The sequence below is a fragment of the Pasteurella sp. P03HT genome (genome assembly GCF_054052285.1).
Window position 1 is genome coordinate 247,579 of sequence record NZ_JBSIUM010000001.1, and the last position, 17,065, is coordinate 264,643.

The window sequence follows — 17,065 nt, forward strand, 5'->3', positions numbered from 1 at the left end:
TTATATAAAATGATGATTACTTAAAACTCACCCTAGCATTCCTAAACAATCGCATCCACGCCCCATCTTCGCTCCAGTCTTCTGGGTGCCAAGAGTTAGATACTGTGCGGAATACACGTTCTGGATGTGGCATCATAATTGCGACACGTCCATCTTGGTTTGAAAGTGCTGTAATACCCTCTACTGAGCCGTTCGGGTTAGCTGGGTAGATTTCCGTTGGGTTGAGGTTGTTGTCGATGTATTGTGCAACGATTAAGTTTTGCTCTTTTAACATCTGTAACTGTTGATCGCGCTTAAATTCAACGCGACCTTCGCCATGTGAAACAGCGATTGGCATATGTGAGCCTGCCATACCTTGGAACCAAACAGAGTGAGTGTCATTGATACGTACAAGTGCCGCGCGAGCTTCAAAACGCTCAGATTTGTTACGTACAAAACGTGGCCACGCTTCTGTACCTGGAATGATTTTTGCTAGGTTAGAGAGCATTTGACAACCGTTACATACCCCTAATGCTAAAGTATTTGGGTTAGCAAAAAATTCACTGAATTGGTCGCGTAACATTGGGTTAAATAGGATTGATTTCGCCCAACCGCCACCCGCGCCAAGTACGTCACCATAAGAGAAACCACCACAAGCCACTAATGCATTGAAGTCTTTTAAGTTGTAACGAGCATTATGTAAATCGCTCATATGCACGTCGATAGCATCAAAGCCTGAGCGGTCAAACGCAGCTGCCATTTCATAGTGGCTGTTTACACCTTGCTCACGTAAAATCGCAATGCGTGGTTTCTTGCCAGTTGCAATGTAAGGTGCTGCAATATCTTCATTAATATCGTAAGTTAAATGCGCTGAGAAACCTTTGTTTTCAGGATCTTTCTTCGCTTCAAATTCTTGATCTGCACATTCTGGGTTATCACGTAAACGTTGCATTTGATGCGTTAATTCTGCCCAAATACCACGTAATTCAGAGCGTTTTTCGCTGAATAATAATTTCGTGCCACGGGAGATTTCAATACAGTCTTCAGTGGTCACTTCACCTAATTCTTTGGTTAAATGAATTAAACCATGTTGCGATAGCACATCACGAACATAGCTTAAATCGCTTTCGCGTACTTGAATGACCGCACCTAATTCTTCGTTGAATAACACCTCAAGATCGTTATCCCCCAGTGCACTGATATGAATAGATAAACCGCAGTTACCCGCAAACGCCATTTCCGCAAGGGTTGAGATTAAACCACCGTCTGAGCGGTCGTGGTAAGCCAATAATTTTTGCTCTGACACAAGTGCTTGCATTGCATTGAAGAAGTTTTTCAAGTTTTCAACGTTAACCACGTCTGCTGGTTTGTCACCAAGTTGTTTATAAACTTGCGCAAGTGCGGTCGCACCTAAGCGATTTTTGCCTTCACCTAAGTCGATTAATAATAAGCGGCTATGACCTTTGTCTGTGCGTAATTGTGGTGTGACTGTTTTACGGACATCTTCAACACGCGCAAAGGCACTGATGACTAAAGATAATGGTGCAGTAACCGTTTTTTGTTCGCCGTTTTCGTTCCAAGTGGTTTTCATTGACATGGAGTCTTTGCCCACTGGAATAGTTAAACCAAGTTGCGGACACAATTCTTCGCCCACCGCTTTTACTGCTTCGTATAAGCCTGCATCTTCACCTGCGTGACCTGCTGCGGACATCCAGTTTGCTGATAATTTAATACGTTTTAGATCGCCGATGTTTGTTGCTGCAATATTGGTGATCGATTCTGCCACTGCTAAACGTGCTGAAGCGGCGAAATCTAATAAAGCCACTGGCGCACGTTCGCCCATTGACATTGCTTCACCGTGATAGCTGTCTAAACTTGCAGTGGTAACTGCGCAGTCTGCCACAGGGATTTGCCAAGGACCAACCATTTGATCACGTGCCACCATACCTGTTACTGAACGGTCGCCGATAGTAATTAAGAAGGTTTTTTCTGCGACAACAGGCAAACGTAATACACGATGGAACGCCTCTTTTAAATCAATCTCAGATTGATCAACTGCGCTACCTTCAACCGTTTTTGATTCAACATTACGTGTCATTTTCGGTGTTTTACCCAATAACACATTCATTGGTAAATCAATTGGGTTATTGTCGAAATGCTCATCGTGTAAAGTGAGATGTTCTTGTTCTGTTGCTTCACCGATGACCGCAAATGGCGCACGTTCACGCTCACAAAGTGCGGTAAATAATGCTAATTTTTCTGGTGCTACGGCTAATACATAACGTTCTTGCGATTCATTACACCAAATTTCAAGCGGACTCATTCCACGTTCATCACTTAAAATGTTGCGTAGCTCAAATTTACCGCCACGACCACCATCGTGTACAAGCTCTGGCATTGCGTTTGATAAACCACCCGCACCCACGTCGTGAATAAATAAAATTGGGTTTTCATCACCTAGCTGCCAGCAACGGTCAATCACCTCTTGGCAACGGCGCTCCATTTCTGGGTTATCACGTTGCACAGAAGCAAAATCTAAATCTTCTTTTGATTTACCTGATGCCATTGAAGATGCCGCACCGCCACCTAAGCCGATATTCATCGCAGGGCCACCCAATACGATTAATTTTGCACCGACTGGGATTTCACCTTTTTGAACGTGTTCAGCACGGATATTACCAATACCACCCGCTAGCATAATGGGTTTGTGGTAACCACGCACTTCTTCACCAGCAAAGCTGTTTACTTTTTCTTCATAAGTACGGAAGTAACCTAATAACGCAGGGCGACCAAATTCGTTGTTAAATGCCGCACCACCTAAAGGACCTTCAATCATAATATCTAATGCGGAAGCAATACGGCTTGGTTTAGATACTGGATTTTCCCAAGGTTGTTCAAAACCTGGAATCACTAAGTTTGATACAGAGAAGCCGACTAAACCTGCTTTTGGTTTTGCACCACGACCCGTTGCACCTTCATCGCGGATTTCACCACCTGAACCTGTTGCTGCACCTGGGAATGGAGAGATTGCAGTTGGGTGGTTGTGAGTTTCGACTTTCATTAAGATGTGCGCATCTTCATTGTGATAACGGTATTGACCGTCTTGATCTGGGAAGAAGCGACCGACTTTTGAGCCTTCCATTACTGCGGCGTTGTCTTTATAAGCTGACAACACATAATCAGGAGTTTTCTCAAACGTATTTTTGATCATTTTAAACAAGGATTTTTCTTGTTTCTCGCCGTCGATAATCCAATCTGCGTTAAAAATTTTGTGACGGCAGTGTTCCGAGTTTGCTTGTGCGAACATATAAAGTTCGATGTCATTTGGGTTGCGACCAAGTGCGGTGAAATTTTCAACTAAATAATCAATTTCATCTTCTGCAAGCGCAAGCCCTAATTCAACGTTCGCCGTTTCTAATGCTTTGCGACCGCCAGTTAAAACATCGACTGTCGTAAATGGTTTTGGTTCTTGTTGGTCAAATAACACTTTCGCATCTTCTGCGTTGCGAATAATGCCTTCTAACATTCTGTCGTGAATGTGTGAAACCAATTTTTGTTGTTCCTCACTCGATAAAGTGCGGTCAAATTCAAAATAAAAGGCTAATCCACGTTCCAAACGTTCTACTTTATTTAAACCACAATTATGTGCAATATCAGTCGCTTTTGATGACCAAGAAGAAATCGTGCCAACACGTGGAATCACGATAAAACATTCACCAACAGGTTCATGTTCTGCAAGGGTTGGACCATAATGTAACAACTGATCTAATTTAGCGTTTTCTTCTTCCGTTAATGCTTCTGTTAACTTAGCAAAATGTAAGTATTCTGCATAACAGGATTTAACTGGTAACGCTGACTTTTGAAAAGCCGTTGCGAGTTGGTTTAAGCGAAATTCAGAAAGTGCTGGAGAACCACGAAAAATTTGTAACATAAGGATTAGCCCTGTTGAGTTAAATAAGTAAAAAAATTTGCGGCTATTATAAAGGAAATCTATACGAAACGAAAACGTTTGCGTAGATATTTACGTGGAAAAATTTCCATCGCATGTGTACGTAATTTTAAGTAAGGTGAAATAAGAAAAGGAAGATCGTTGCTCGAATTAAGGAAAAGAAAAAGGCGAACTTCTGTTCGCCTCATCTAACTAAAAAACCATGTTCAATTTCATGGTCAATTAACCCATCCCGTATTTTTTGAGTTTCTTACGTAAAGTACCACGGTTAATACCGAGCATTGTTGCTGCACGAGTTTGATTGCCACGCGTATATTGCATAACCATATCTAACATAGGGTGTTCAACTTCCGCCAGTACTAATTCATACAGTTCGTTAACATCTTGACCATCTAATTGTGACAAATAGTTTCTCAATGCTTGTTTCACTGAATCACGCAATGGTTTATTTGTGACTTGAGATTGTGAATTTAATACTGATACGGTTAATGCATCAGCCGGATTACGTTGTTGTTCTAACATTGTTCTCTTCATCCATCAGAATCAAATTAAAAAAACCTTCTAAAGCAATCAATTGTTCTTTGGGATCAGTAATTGCGTTAAAAGCCTGTCTAAAAACGGGATTAGCTTGAAGTCCCTTTAAATACCAAGCAACGTGTTTACGTGCAATACGACATCCTTTTTCTGCGCCATAAAAATGATGCAAGTCTTGGATATGCTGTAAAATCACATTACATTTCTCGTTTAAACTTGGCTCTAAAACAATCGAGTCTTTTTCAATTAAGCTTTCCATCACTTGGAAAAGCCACGGATTGCCTAATGAACCACGTCCGATCATTATTGCATCTGCGTTGGTATAGCTAAGCACATACTTTGCTTTTTCGGCAGAAGTAATATCGCCATTTGCTATGACAGGAATAGAAATTTGTTGTTTCACCGCTTTGATATGGTCGTATTCTGCCTCACCTTCAAACATACAAGTCCTTGTGCGTCCATGAATGGTTAACGCTTGAATACCACACTGCTCTGCAATCTTTGCGATTTCTACACAATTTCGATGTTCTTGATCCCAACCAGTACGAATTTTTAAGGTCACTGGTACATTAACAGCATTGACAACCGCATCAAGAATACGCTTAACCAAATCGGGATATTGTAAAAGCGCAGAGCCTGCCATTTTACGATTTACTTTTTTGGCTGGGCAGCCCATATTGATATCAATAATTTCTGCCCCATAGTTGACGTTGACTTGAGCGGCTTTCGCCATTTCTTCAGGATCACACCCAGCTATTTGCACAGCATTTATCCCTGCCTCATGGTGATGAGCCAATCGCAGTTTCGATTTTTCTGTATGCCAAACTCGCGGATTTGTTGACATCATTTCGGAAAATGTCAAACCTGCGCCATAATTTGCACAGATTCGCCGAAATGGTTGATCGGTAATACCTGCCATTGGGGCTAAAAGAATGCGATTTTTAAGTTGATAAGAACCTATTCGCATTTAACTACCTCTCAAATTAAATCCCAATATATCGGTTTGGCATCCACCCTAATCGACAAGGGTCGCTATAATACGCACTTTTGACCAATTTGCAAAGCATATTTTTTAGACAAAACGCATTTTTTTTATATTTTTTGATTTTTATTAAGAATAATCGTGTTTCTTTGCTCAAAATTTCAATAAAACTTGATAATTTATTATTCAGGTCAATTTTTATGCCCTAAAATGCAATTATTCTTTAATTTGCCCAGTAATTCGACACCACTCTTCACGCTCTTCGACTGGCAGTAAATCGAACTTTTGAGCATAAGTGTCACAAACTGATTGAGCTTGCGTAGCTAAAATACCAGAAAGACCTAACACGCCATTTGGGTTAACCAGTTGATGAATAATCGGATACAATTCTTTCAGCGGACCCGCGAGAATATTGGCGACAACTACATCGGCTTTTAAATCTTTGGGTTTCTCTTCTGACAAAAATAACTGGAGTTTATCCGCAACCCCATTTTGTTCCGCATTGTTACGACTGGCTAAAATTGCTTGGGGATCAATATCAATCCCGACCGCACTTTTCGCTCCTAATTTCAACGCGGCAATCGCCAAAATGCCCGAGCCACAACCAAAATCAATCACGGTTTTATCTTTAAGATCGAGGCTATCCAACCACTCTAAACACAGTGCAGTGGTCGGATGAGTCCCTGTGCCAAAAGCTAAACCTGGATCAAGCATTACATTGACTGCATTTTGGTCAGGTACCTCACGCCAACTTGGACAAATCCATAAACGTTTACCAAATTGCATAGGATGAAAATTATCCATCCACGCACGTTCCCAATCTTTGTCTTCAATCTGTTCAATTTTATATGCCGTAGTATTGTCTAAATATTTCTCGGTTTTTAATAAATCCACAATCTGCTGCATATCCGTTTCAGCATCAAACAACGCCATGACATCAGTATTTCCCCATAAACGCGTTTCTCCCGGTAAAGGTTCAAAAATAGGTGTATCTTGACTATCCATGAATGTCACAGATACAGCGCCTATTTCTTCTAAATAATCACTCATGCGCTCTGCTTGTGTATTAGTACTGTTAATTCTGATTTGAATCCAAGCCATCTTGTTTTCCTTTTGATATAAAAAATAATCCCCCGAGTAAGTCACTTAAGCGAAAAGGCTTTTCATAAGGAGTTAACCCATTCTTATAAAAACGCTTCCAAAGAAACTTATTCGGGGTGATGTTACACTTCGGTTACTGACATATTATGTAAATAACATCTGTGCTCAATGATATAAAGTGTACGGTACAATGTTTGTTAAACGCACTAAATTATCCATACCGCTAGATGAAAAATCTGTTATGCTTGCGCGCGTTTCTCACCTAATTTATTACCAATTAAAAATGCCACAAGACCAAAGACTAATGATGGCACAATCGCATGGAAACTAAAAAGTTTAATTGATAAAGAAGTCAATAAAATATAACTCCCTAATCCCACGACCATCGAGCTGATTGCACCATAAGCATTGGCTTTATCCCAATATAATCCGAGGATTATGACCCATAAAAATGCGGCTTCAAGCCCACCAAATGCAAATAAATTTAGCCAAATGATCATATCAGGAGGATTTAAGGCTGCAAGAATTAAAAGGGCAGTTAACATCAAGGTAATCATAGATGAGAACCAACTAATTTTACGCTGATTATTTGCCATTTCAGGTTTAGCGGATAAATATAAGTCTTTGACAAAAATAGAGGACGACTGAATTAGTTGTGCATCAATTGTTGACATAATCGCAGACATTGGAGCCGCTAAAAAAATCCCCGCGACAATAGGAGGCAGCACTTGTAACATTAAACTTGGGATCACCTGATCAGGAATGGTTAAATCAGGTAAAATAACACGCCCTAATGCCCCCGATAAATGCATCCCTAGCATGACAATACTCAATACCACGGTACCAATTAGCATACCATTATGTAATGCTTTGCTATCTTTAAATGCCATACAGCGTACTGCCGTATGAGGTAATCCAACGACGCCAAAACAAACCAGGATCCAGAATGATGCCATGAATTGAAAGTCTAACATTTCATTCGGTCCATAAGGGCTAACTAAGTCAGGATTAATTTCTGTTAATTTTTGTACCGCACTTTCCACACCCCCAGCGGCATAAATGACTCCGCCGAGTAGAATGAACGTTCCTAAAATCATCACTGTACCTTGAATCGCATCAGTTAAAACAACAGCTCGGAAACCACCAATAAAAGTATAAATCCCTACCGTTAAAGCAAAAATCAATAATGCTGAGCGATAATCAATGCCGATTGTACTCTCTAATAAGCGCGCACCACCAATGAACTGTACAGTCATCGCAGCAAAAAAAGCAATTAACAATGCAATACTCGCCACCCAAACCAAATATTTATTTTTATAGCGATGTAATAACAGGTCATTGATTGTTAATGCTTTACTTTCACGAGAAAGTAAGGCGAATTTTTTACCTAATGCGCCTAATGCAAGCCAAACGGCAGGCACTTGAATCATCGCCAACAATACCCAACCTAAACCGAATTTATACGCAGCACCTGGTCCACCAATAAATGAACTGGCACTGGCATAGGTTGCCGCCGTTGTCATCGCTAAGACAAAACCAGTCATTGAGCGGCTGCCTACATAATATTCAGTTAAGAAATCGCCTTTTTGACGTTTCACATAAGCATAAACTGCCGCACCAAACACAAAAGTTAAATAAATCACTAGAGGGAGAACAATACCTAAATTCATTGTATGTTCTCCTCTTGGTTATCATCTTCTAAGCTAATATCTTGGTAAACGATCTTGATCACCCAGTAAGCTAAGACGATAAATAAGACAGGTAAATAAATGCAGGCGAGCTCAAACCAAAGAGGAAAACCAATAGGACCTGTCGTACCTTTTGGTAAATACGCACATAAGCACCAACCAATAACATATAAAATTGTTAAGCCTAATGCCCAACGAGCTTCCTTCGCGGACTGCTTATAACGAGACTGTTTGCTCATAACATCTTCCATATAAAAAAAGTGGATTGCTCCACTTTTTGTTTGACACAAGCATGATTATTAATCACGCATACCTAGTTTTTTCTCAAGGTAGTGAATGTTTGTCCCACCTTTTTGGAAATTTTCATCGGCTAAAATTAATTCATGTAACGGAATATTCGTTTTGATCCCGCTAATAATGGTTTCACCTAATGCATTTTGCATACGGCGAATAGCAACATCACGATTATCTCCATACGTAATCAATTTTGCGATCATCGAATCATAATGCGGAGGAACTGTATAGCCACCATAGACATGTGAATCCCAGCGTACTCCTAAACCACCTGGTGAATGTAAATGTTCGACTTTACCTGGCGAAGGTAAGAATGTTTTAGGATCTTCCGCATTGATCCGACATTCCATTGCATGACCACGTACTTTTACATCTTCTTGTTTAATGGAGAGAGGGAAACCTGCTGCAATACGTAATTGCTCTTTCACCAAATCCACCCCAGTGATCATTTCTGTCACTGGATGCTCAACTTGAATACGTGTGTTCATTTCAATGAAATAGAACTCGCCATTTTCATATAAAAACTCGAATGTACCTGCACCGCGATAGCCAATTTCAACACAGGCTTTTGCACAACGCGAGCCAATATCACGACGTACCTCTTCCGAAATTCCTGGAGCAGGCGCCTCTTCAACCACTTTTTGATGGCGACGTTGCATTGAGCAATCGCGTTCTGCAAGATAAATCGCATTACCATGCGTATCCGCAAGCACTTGAATTTCAATATGGCGTGGATTTTCTAAATATTTTTCCATATACACCATATCATTATTAAATGCCGCTTTTGCTTCTGCTTTGGTCATCGCAATCGATTCTTCTAATGCGCTTTCTTCACGCACTACACGCATCCCACGACCACCGCCGCCACCTGAAGCTTTGATGATAACAGGGTAACCAATGCGTTTTGCGATTTCTTTATTTTTCGCCATATCTGTGCCAACAGGGCCATTAGAACCAGGTACACAAGGTACACCCGATTTTTTCATGGCGTTGATTGCAGACACTTTATCACCCATTAAGCGAATCACTTCTGCAGTTGGGCCAATAAAAGTAAAGCCTGAACGCTCTACTTGTTCAGCAAAATCAGCATTTTCAGACAAGAAGCCATATCCTGGGTGAATTGCATCAGCGCCTGTAACTTCCGCAGCCGCAATAATCGCGGGAATATTGAGATAACTTTTCGTTGAGGGCGCTGGACCAATGCAAACGGTTTCATCAGCGAGTAAAACGTGTTTGAGTTCTCGGTCTGCCGTGGAATGCACTGCAACGGTTTTAATGCCTAGTTCTTTGCAAGCGCGTAAAATACGTAATGCAATTTCACCACGGTTGGCAATAACAACTTTCTCTAACATAAGAAAATTCCACTTGTGAGTTAAATAGTTCGCGACTATTTAAGAATAAATTAATATGAAAAATAAGCGATGTGGCATCGCTTATTTAGAGTCGTCTTTTATTATTCAATAATGATAAGTTTTTGATCAAATTCAACTGGTTCACCATCATTGATTAAAATCGCTTTCACGACACCTGCTTTATCAGCTTCAATACGGTTCATCATTTTCATCGCTTCAACGATACAAAGCGCATCACCTACTTTTACTGTCTGTCCAACTTCAATGAATGGCTTCGCTTCTGGACTTGGGCTACGGTAGAAAGTACCTACCATTGGTGAACGAATTGCATGACCTGGCATTTCTTCTGCGCTTGCAGCTGGCGCCGCTGCGGGTGCTGCGACTGGAGCGGCTGCAACAGGTGCTGGTGCTGGTGCTTGAACAGGCATGCTATATTGCACAGCTGCAGGAGCAACCGAACCGCGATTAATACGAACTGACTCTTCCCCTTCAGAGATTTCCAGTTCCATAATGCCTGATTCTTCTACTAATTCGATAAGCTTTTTAATTTTACGAATGTCCATAATCATGTCCTAAATTATTATTTTTTGACCGCACTTTCTATCACAGTATTCGGATAGTGGAGTACAAATTGGTTAATTCTACATCTCGTGCGAGAGATTACCTGAAAATCAGCAAGTTTGCGATAAAATTCTACAATTTTATGCCATTTTCTTTAATCTGTTGTGCACTCTCGCAAAAAATCTCGCGCAAACTGTAAGGCAAACTCATATCCTTGTGCGCCTAAGCCACAAATCACTCCTTCAGCCACATCACTAAAATAAGAATGATGACGAAAAGGTTCTCGCTTATGAACATTAGACAAGTGCACCTCAACAAAAGGAATTGACACCGCTAATAACGCATCACGTAATGCCACGCTAGTATGCGTGAAGGCTGCAGGATTAATCACAATAAAATCCACTTGCTGAAAGCTTTGGTGAATCTTATCAATCAGTTTTTCTTCACTATTCGCTTGAAAACATTCTAACTGTAGTTGGTATTCTGCAGCCTGCTGTTGTAAACGTTGCTCAATTGCAGACAAAGACAACTTACCATAATGCTTTGGTTCTCTTGCCCCTAGCATATTTAAGTTTGGTCCATTTAACAGCAAAATACGTGATGTATGCGGCATAATGTGTTCCTAATTCGAGTAAAAATTATAACTATTTTTTCTGAAATAACAGCAGTTTTGTGGTCTTATCAGTCAATGTTGACTTTTTCAACTAATGGAGAATCTAACTTGACAACAGGCAATGACGAGCCTGGCCAGGTTCTCACTACTTGATAGTCCATCAAATCTAGCGTATCTAAACCAGGTACCGTATCAGGTGTATATTGTTGAGCAATACGCGCTAACTGGGTTAATCCAAAACTACTTTCGATTGAAGAACTGATCACTGCTTTTAACCCACACTGGTGTGCCTGTTCAATGAGTTGGACACAACGTTGCAATGACCCCACCAAAGTAGGTTTAATCACAATCGCCGCCAAGTGCGGTTGTTTTTCAACACAAAAATCGGGGTCACGCACCGTTTCATCCCATGCAATAGCAATCCCAGTTTCTTCGGCAAACTGCAAGCTTTCTGCTGGTGTTTTGCAAGGTTCTTCTAAAAACTGAATACGAGTACGGTGTTCTGGCTTAACATATTTGGCAAACATCTGGGCTTTTGCGGGTGTCCAGCTACGGTTCGCATCTAAGCGTAAGTGCAAATCTGGAATGGCTTCAAGTAGCATATCTGCAATCAATCCATCACGATTCGCTTCATACATGCCCACTTTAATTTTGGCGACTTTTTCGCCTTGCATGTGATTTAATGGTTCGTACAGTTCGTCTGGATCCCCATAGCAAAGAGGAGCGACTTGATAATTGCCTTCTTGGTTCAACTGCCCTTTCATTTCTGCCAATGCACAACTTAAACCAAATGCAACAGAGGGATAAAGTTGCTCCAACGGTAATTTACCTGTTGCCACTGTCCATGCTTTTAGCCACGCAACTGTTTGTTCAAGCGCCTGTTCTAACGTTTCTTCACTAAACTCAGGCAAAGGGGCAATTTCGCCCCATCCTTGAGCATCATCACAACACACTTGAACCAGCAATCCCTCACGTTTTTTTAAAAAACGATGACGTAAAATCAGTTGGCTATCAACGGGAATCGTATATTTATATAACTGAAATGTTCTAATCATTCTTATTTTTCACAAGTTTGCGTCACATCGTTATAGTGACCACCATAATCGAGGCATCTATCTTTGGCATCATTACTTAAAAAAAACATCCCAACTGTGAAGACGGTGACCACAGTTAAAACCATCATTAAGCTATAAAAACACACTTTTTTCCAAGAAAACATAGACATCATTCCTTATGTAGTAAAACGCATGATGAACTGATTCAAGATTAGTTCACTATCACGTTTATGGATTACGTTTAAATTTACTAAAATCTGGCGCACGCTTTTCATTAAATGCGTTACGTCCTTCTTGACCTTCTTCGGTCATATAAAACAACATTGTGGCATTACCTGCCAGCTCTTGTAAACCAGCTTGTCCGTCACAGTCCGCATTTAGTGCAGCTTTTAAACAACGTAGTGCAATCGGGCTATTACGTAACATTTCGCGACACCAACGTACAGTTTCTTTTTCTAAATCAGCATAAGGTACAACCGTATTCACTAACCCCATTTCTAATGCTTCTTTGGCATCATATTGACGACATAAGAACCAAATTTCACGTGCTTTTTTCTGCCCAACGATGCGTGCCATATAGCTTGCACCCCAGCCACCATCAAAAGAGCCTACTTTTGGTCCTGTTTGACCAAAAATCGCATTTTCTGCCGCAATTGTTAAATCACAAATCATATGCAGGACATGTCCCCCACCAATAGCATAGCCTGCTACCATTGCAACAACAGGTTTTGGACAAGTACGAATATCACGCTGAAAATCCAATACATTTAAATGATGAACGCCGCTCTCGTCTTTATATCCGCCGTAGTCGCCACGCACTTTCTGATCGCCACCTGAACAGAAGGCTTTTTCGCCTTGACCCGTTAATACAATCACCCCCACATTTTCATCAAAACGTGCATCTGAAAACGCTTGAATCATCTCTTTTACTGTTTGAGGGCGAAAGGCATTACGTACTTCTGGGCGGTTGATGGTAATTTTCGCGATTCCATCTATCGATTTATGATATAGAATGTCAGTATAGCCTTCGCTACAATCTTGCCATTCAATGGGTGCATAAAGTACATCATCTTTTGGATTTTGCATCGTAACTTCCTTTAAATTGATTTAATTGAGTTAAAAAGTGCGGTCATTATAACGGAACTTTTTGTACTCCGTCATAAATTCTTTATCCCGATTCAACTCAGCGATGATTTGCTCACTGACTTGAATAGGTCCTGATGTTTTTGCCTTAACCTTGCAATATCCGCAGGTAATGTCAACGCATTCGACGCTCGTTCAAGTGCTTGTGTTGCCATTGTAAAGGCAGCCTGCGACACCGCTTTTTCTTCTGCATTGCGCCAAATACTGGCTAACACTTTTTGCATCACTAAATTCACTTCTAGAATCGCGGCCCCATCACGAGAAATAGGTGAAAATGCATCACGAATCCATTCATTACAATCCAATGCAATTATCGATAAACGATCATATTGCACTTGTGGTACAGATTCTTTTTTCATTTCTTTTTTCACCAACAACCCCATCATCATCGCCATAATATTCATCGCAGTACCAGGATCATTCACCGCAGGCGATAACGCCCGTTGAGCCGCCTCACTCAATACCACAAAGCCCCAACTTGGATCTTGTTCAAACGTACGACTTTTTGCCAAAATAAAACACTGGCGCAACGCCTCAATTTCCATGTCCTCCTGTACATCAATACTACATAATACTGTGTCTGGCGAAACTAATTCACCTGGGCGAACATGAATATGAATGTAACCGTTTGCAGCTTCTGCAATTTGCTGCAAACGTTGCATATCAATATGTGTTAAATACCCACTTGATAACGCTTCCACTTGTTTTGCTTGTGCGCTTAATTGATGGGTTGACGACGCATTCATCATGGGTGAAAGACGATACTGCCGCAAGGATTTTTCTGTGACTTGTTCAATTTTTTCCAACGTATTGCCTAATCGACCTAATTGCGACAGGGTATAAACCCAGCGGATTAAGGTAATGATCAGATACAAGAGTACCGCAATCGTACTAATAAACAGTATAAAACGACCATTTTGCTCATAAAACGCCATTCCTAACGCGGTTTTAGCAATAATCGCGTAAATAAAAGCACAAATAAAACTGGTAATCGCAGTACGTGTGGTGCTGTCAGCCATCACCAAATCCGTCGCGCGTGGTGTAGCACCACTTGATGCAGAGGCAAAAGCTGAAACCATGATAGATAAAGAAAAGGTGGTAACCGCTAACATACTGGAAGCAATCACATCCAGTAAACTCTCCACGGTTTCCTGCTCAATATTCGGTAACGAACCAACTTCAATTGTTCGTGCGCCAAGCCGTAATGAGAACACAAAAATCGCTGTCACTAACGCCCATGTTGCCGCAGTAACCCACAATTTATTACTCGGCTTCTTTAATGCAAGTAACCATTTATAATTCATCTGACCTTCCTTTAATACAAAACAATACACTATGCAGTGTACATTAAAAGAACAGAATCCACATACCCTCAGCACAAAAAATGATAAAAAATCTTACTCGAGCTGAGCACATGTGAACGCTTTTTTCTCCATGTGCACGCAAACCTCGCGTAATCCAGAGAATACTCTTTATCCGCTCCTCACTTTCCCCTATAATAAAGCGTATTTTTCGAACTATTTTTAATCTCATTTTGATAAAGAAAATATTATGACAACATTCAATGTAAAAACTTTCCAAGGTATGATTCTTGCCCTACAAGATTATTGGGCAAAACAAGGAGCAACCATCGTCCAACCATTCGACATGGAAGTTGGTGCGGGGACTTCACACCCAATGACCGCACTTCGTGCGTTAGGCCCTGAACCAATGGCATTTGCTTATGTGCAACCATCACGCCGCCCAACTGACGGTCGTTACGGTGAAAACCCAAACCGTTTACAACACTACTATCAATTCCAAGTGGTCATCAAACCCTCACCAGATAACATTCAAGAATTGTATTTAGACAGCTTAAAAATGCTCGGTTTCGACCCAACCCAAAACGACATTCGTTTTGTGGAAGATAACTGGGAAAACCCAACGTTAGGCGCGTGGGGCTTAGGCTGGGAAGTGTGGTTAAACGGTATGGAAGTGACCCAATTTACCTATTTCCAACAAGTCGGTGGCTTAGAATGTAAACCAGTGACAGGCGAAATCACATACGGTTTAGAACGTTTAGCAATGTACATTCAAGGCGTAGACAGCGTGTACGATCTTGTTTGGTCTGACGGTCCACTTGGCAAAACCACTTACGGCGACGTGTTCCACCAAAACGAAGTAGAACAATCTACCTACAACTTTGAATACGCGAATACGGATTTCTTATTCTACTGCTTCGACCAATACGAAAAAGAAGCTGGTGAATTATTAGCGTTAGAAAAACCGTTACCATTGCCTGCATACGAACGCATTTTAAAAGCCGCGCACAGCTTTAACTTATTAGATGCACGCAAAGCCATCTCGGTAACAGAACGCCAACGCTACATCTTACGCATTCGTGCCTTAACCAAAGGTGTTGCTGAAGCTTACTACGCAAGCCGAGAAGCGTTAGGTTTTCCAGGTTGTAAAAAATCATGATAAAACCTGTACTCTTTTTCGCAGAACTCTGCCCAGATACAACGCCGTTTGTCGCAGAGTTAGAACGTTTAAATGTGGAATATGAAGCAGTGGAAATTATGTCGTCTATGGTGAATTTCAAACACTTCTTACGATTACGTGATCACCACTCTGCATTTGAATCTGCGAAAGCCAATGGTGATATAGGTATCCCTGCATTGTTATTAGCAGATGAGCAGGTGATATTAGAACGTGATCAACTCAAGGACATTTTCGGCTAAACATTAGGAGCAACAACATGAAACTCTGGCATTCCAACACCAGTCCTTATGTACGCAAAGTGATGACTGTAATTAAACATCATCAGCTCGAGGATCAAGTTGAATTACAAACCATTCAATCGTCTTTTGATCCCAACTCACCGCATAACCAAGATAATCCACTGGGTCGTATCCCTGCGTTACAAATGGATAACGGTGAATGGCTATATAACAGTCATGTGATTTGTGAATACCTCGATCATCTCGGTGCCCAAAATCAACCAGAACGTCATTTATTGCCTCGCGACAGCCGACGTTGGTGCGTATTACAACTTCATGCCTTAACGGATGGCATTATGGAAAACTCAATCCCCATTCTTGTCGAACGTATGCATCGTCCTGAAAATGAATGGTGGATAACTCGCCACCAACAATTAATCGAACGTAATATTCGCAGTTTCAAAGAATTAGAACGCTATCTTGCTCAATTCGGCGATGAGTTAAATCTTGGTACCATTTCTGCGGTTTGTTTAATTGATTGGTATGCCGTGCGTAGAGAAAAACTCGGTCTCAATCTTCACGACATCGTACCGCACTTAGTACAATGGGCAGTAAAGATGAACGAAAAATATCCTGAATTAAAAACGACTCAGCCACATTAACAAAGAGGAACATAATATGAAACTACGTCATTTTTTATTCTCTACAATATGCTTAATCCCAATGGGAACCATGGCAAGTGATGCTTGTAGTCATTTTATGACATCTTATGACCGCACCTACTGTGCATCTAAGTTATTTATAGAATCAGATAAAGAATTAAATGATGTCTACAAAGAGCTAAAAAAACAGCTGAAACCGAATACTGCGAAGTCGCTAGTGTATACTCAACGTGATTGGTTGAAGTACCGTAATTCAGCTTGTGAGCAAGATGGCACAATTAATGTAGATTGCAATTACGAAGTGAATAAAGAACGTACCGAATATTTACGTGACCGCTTACGTGAATGTAAAACAGGGAATTGCCGAGATAGCGATATCATCTGCCACGCTTGGGAAAATTAGTTATAGCTGGCCTGATATAGTGTTGTGCTCTTAACGAATGAGGGTAAAGC

17 protein-coding genes are annotated in these 17,065 nt (G+C 40.9%); 4 read left to right on the top strand and 13 right to left on the bottom strand.

Annotated features, from left to right (window positions below; translation table 11 throughout):
- Positions 1-16: 16 nt before the first annotated feature.
- The 13 genes from purL to ACWIT3_RS01225 form a co-directional block, all read right to left on the bottom strand.
- Positions 17-3,910, bottom strand: coding sequence for a phosphoribosylformylglycinamidine synthase (gene purL / locus ACWIT3_RS01165; protein WP_457161014.1), 3,894 nt, complete (start codon positions 3,908-3,910; stop codon positions 17-19).
- 240 nt (positions 3,911-4,150) lie between these two features.
- Positions 4,151-4,450, bottom strand: a complete 300-nt coding sequence (fis, locus tag ACWIT3_RS01170) for a DNA-binding transcriptional regulator Fis (protein ID WP_005723276.1) — start codon at positions 4,448-4,450, stop codon at positions 4,151-4,153.
- Complete coding sequence (dusB, locus tag ACWIT3_RS01175; protein ID WP_046339497.1) at positions 4,431-5,429, bottom strand: tRNA dihydrouridine synthase DusB; 999 nt, start codon at positions 5,427-5,429, stop codon at positions 4,431-4,433. The genes fis and dusB overlap by 20 nt, the downstream gene beginning before the upstream one ends.
- Positions 5,430-5,660: 231 nt before the next feature.
- Positions 5,661-6,545 (bottom strand): 50S ribosomal protein L11 methyltransferase, encoded by an 885-nt coding sequence (gene prmA / locus ACWIT3_RS01180; RefSeq protein WP_457161015.1) that lies wholly within the window; start codon positions 6,543-6,545, stop codon positions 5,661-5,663.
- 239 nt (positions 6,546-6,784) lie between these two features.
- Positions 6,785-8,215, bottom strand: a complete 1,431-nt coding sequence (gene panF / locus ACWIT3_RS01185) for a sodium/pantothenate symporter (protein WP_457161016.1) — start codon at positions 8,213-8,215, stop codon at positions 6,785-6,787.
- Positions 8,212-8,472, bottom strand: a complete 261-nt coding sequence (locus ACWIT3_RS01190) for a YhdT family protein (protein WP_457161017.1) — start codon at positions 8,470-8,472, stop codon at positions 8,212-8,214. The genes panF and ACWIT3_RS01190 overlap by 4 nt, the downstream gene beginning before the upstream one ends.
- 60 nt (positions 8,473-8,532) lie before the next feature.
- The gene (gene accC, locus ACWIT3_RS01195; RefSeq protein WP_457161018.1) at positions 8,533-9,879 is read right to left on the bottom strand and encodes an acetyl-CoA carboxylase biotin carboxylase subunit; all 1,347 of its coding nucleotides are present in this window, start codon (positions 9,877-9,879) and stop codon (positions 8,533-8,535) included.
- A gap of 101 nt (positions 9,880-9,980) precedes the next feature.
- Positions 9,981-10,442, bottom strand: a complete 462-nt coding sequence (gene accB / locus ACWIT3_RS01200; protein ID WP_457161019.1) for an acetyl-CoA carboxylase biotin carboxyl carrier protein — start codon at positions 10,440-10,442, stop codon at positions 9,981-9,983.
- Between the two features lie 152 nt (positions 10,443-10,594).
- Positions 10,595-11,053, bottom strand: a complete 459-nt coding sequence (gene aroQ, locus ACWIT3_RS01205) for a type II 3-dehydroquinate dehydratase (protein ID WP_457161020.1) — start codon at positions 11,051-11,053, stop codon at positions 10,595-10,597.
- Between the two features lie 68 nt (positions 11,054-11,121).
- On the bottom strand, positions 11,122-12,108 hold the full coding sequence (menC, locus tag ACWIT3_RS01210; protein WP_457161021.1) for an o-succinylbenzoate synthase: 987 nt from the start codon (positions 12,106-12,108) through the stop codon (positions 11,122-11,124).
- Between the two features lie 2 nt (positions 12,109-12,110).
- Entirely contained in the window at positions 12,111-12,272 is a 162-nt protein-coding gene (locus ACWIT3_RS01215; protein WP_457161022.1) for a hypothetical protein, read from the bottom strand.
- A 64-nt stretch (positions 12,273-12,336) separates the two neighbouring features.
- Positions 12,337-13,194 carry a 1,4-dihydroxy-2-naphthoyl-CoA synthase gene (gene menB, locus ACWIT3_RS01220; RefSeq protein WP_457161023.1) on the bottom strand — a complete coding sequence of 286 codons (858 nt, stop codon included), beginning with the start codon at positions 13,192-13,194 and terminating at the stop codon, positions 12,337-12,339.
- Positions 13,195-13,286: 92 nt separating this feature from the next.
- Positions 13,287-14,555 (bottom strand): DUF2254 domain-containing protein, encoded by a 1,269-nt coding sequence (locus ACWIT3_RS01225; protein WP_457161024.1) that lies wholly within the window; start codon positions 14,553-14,555, stop codon positions 13,287-13,289.
- A 247-nt stretch (positions 14,556-14,802) separates the two neighbouring features.
- Between ACWIT3_RS01225 and glyQ the strand changes: the two genes are divergently transcribed.
- The 4 genes from glyQ to ACWIT3_RS01245 are packed head-to-tail and all read left to right on the top strand — an operon-like array spanning position 14,803 to position 17,015.
- The gene (gene glyQ / locus ACWIT3_RS01230; RefSeq protein ID WP_457161025.1) at positions 14,803-15,711 is read left to right on the top strand and encodes a glycine--tRNA ligase subunit alpha; all 909 of its coding nucleotides are present in this window, start codon (positions 14,803-14,805) and stop codon (positions 15,709-15,711) included.
- Entirely contained in the window at positions 15,708-15,971 is a 264-nt protein-coding gene (locus ACWIT3_RS01235) for a hypothetical protein (RefSeq protein WP_457161026.1), read from the top strand. Before glyQ ends, ACWIT3_RS01235 begins: the two co-directional genes overlap by 4 nt.
- A 17-nt stretch (positions 15,972-15,988) precedes the next feature.
- Complete coding sequence (locus tag ACWIT3_RS01240; protein ID WP_457161027.1) at positions 15,989-16,612, top strand: glutathione S-transferase N-terminal domain-containing protein; 624 nt, start codon at positions 15,989-15,991, stop codon at positions 16,610-16,612.
- Between the two features lie 16 nt (positions 16,613-16,628).
- On the top strand, positions 16,629-17,015 hold the full coding sequence (locus ACWIT3_RS01245; protein ID WP_457161028.1) for a lysozyme inhibitor LprI family protein: 387 nt from the start codon (positions 16,629-16,631) through the stop codon (positions 17,013-17,015).
- The last annotated feature ends 50 nt before the right edge of the window (positions 17,016-17,065 follow it).

Bases quoted from the DNA above. Each gene is read 5' to 3' on its own strand.
- purL (WP_457161014.1), bottom strand. From the start codon at position 3,910: ATGTTACAAATTTTTCGTGGTTCTCCAGCACTTTCTGAATTTCGCTTA.
- fis (WP_005723276.1), bottom strand. From the start codon at position 4,450: ATGTTAGAACAACAACGTAATCCGGCTGATGCATTAACCGTATCAGTA.
- dusB (WP_046339497.1), bottom strand. From the start codon at position 5,429: ATGCGAATAGGTTCTTATCAACTTAAAAATCGCATTCTTTTAGCCCCA.
- prmA (WP_457161015.1), bottom strand. From the start codon at position 6,545: ATGGCTTGGATTCAAATCAGAATTAACAGTACTAATACACAAGCAGAG.
- panF (WP_457161016.1), bottom strand. From the start codon at position 8,215: ATGAATTTAGGTATTGTTCTCCCTCTAGTGATTTATTTAACTTTTGTG.
- ACWIT3_RS01190 (WP_457161017.1), bottom strand. From the start codon at position 8,472: ATGAGCAAACAGTCTCGTTATAAGCAGTCCGCGAAGGAAGCTCGTTGG.
- accC (WP_457161018.1), bottom strand. From the start codon at position 9,879: ATGTTAGAGAAAGTTGTTATTGCCAACCGTGGTGAAATTGCATTACGT.
- accB (WP_457161019.1), bottom strand. From the start codon at position 10,442: ATGGACATTCGTAAAATTAAAAAGCTTATCGAATTAGTAGAAGAATCA.
- aroQ (WP_457161020.1), bottom strand. From the start codon at position 11,053: ATGCCGCATACATCACGTATTTTGCTGTTAAATGGACCAAACTTAAAT.
- menC (WP_457161021.1), bottom strand. From the start codon at position 12,108: ATGATTAGAACATTTCAGTTATATAAATATACGATTCCCGTTGATAGC.
- ACWIT3_RS01215 (WP_457161022.1), bottom strand. From the start codon at position 12,272: ATGTTTTCTTGGAAAAAAGTGTGTTTTTATAGCTTAATGATGGTTTTA.
- menB (WP_457161023.1), bottom strand. From the start codon at position 13,194: ATGCAAAATCCAAAAGATGATGTACTTTATGCACCCATTGAATGGCAA.
- ACWIT3_RS01225 (WP_457161024.1), bottom strand. From the start codon at position 14,555: ATGAATTATAAATGGTTACTTGCATTAAAGAAGCCGAGTAATAAATTG.
- glyQ (WP_457161025.1), top strand. From the start codon at position 14,803: ATGACAACATTCAATGTAAAAACTTTCCAAGGTATGATTCTTGCCCTA.
- ACWIT3_RS01235 (WP_457161026.1), top strand. From the start codon at position 15,708: ATGATAAAACCTGTACTCTTTTTCGCAGAACTCTGCCCAGATACAACG.
- ACWIT3_RS01240 (WP_457161027.1), top strand. From the start codon at position 15,989: ATGAAACTCTGGCATTCCAACACCAGTCCTTATGTACGCAAAGTGATG.
- ACWIT3_RS01245 (WP_457161028.1), top strand. From the start codon at position 16,629: ATGAAACTACGTCATTTTTTATTCTCTACAATATGCTTAATCCCAATG.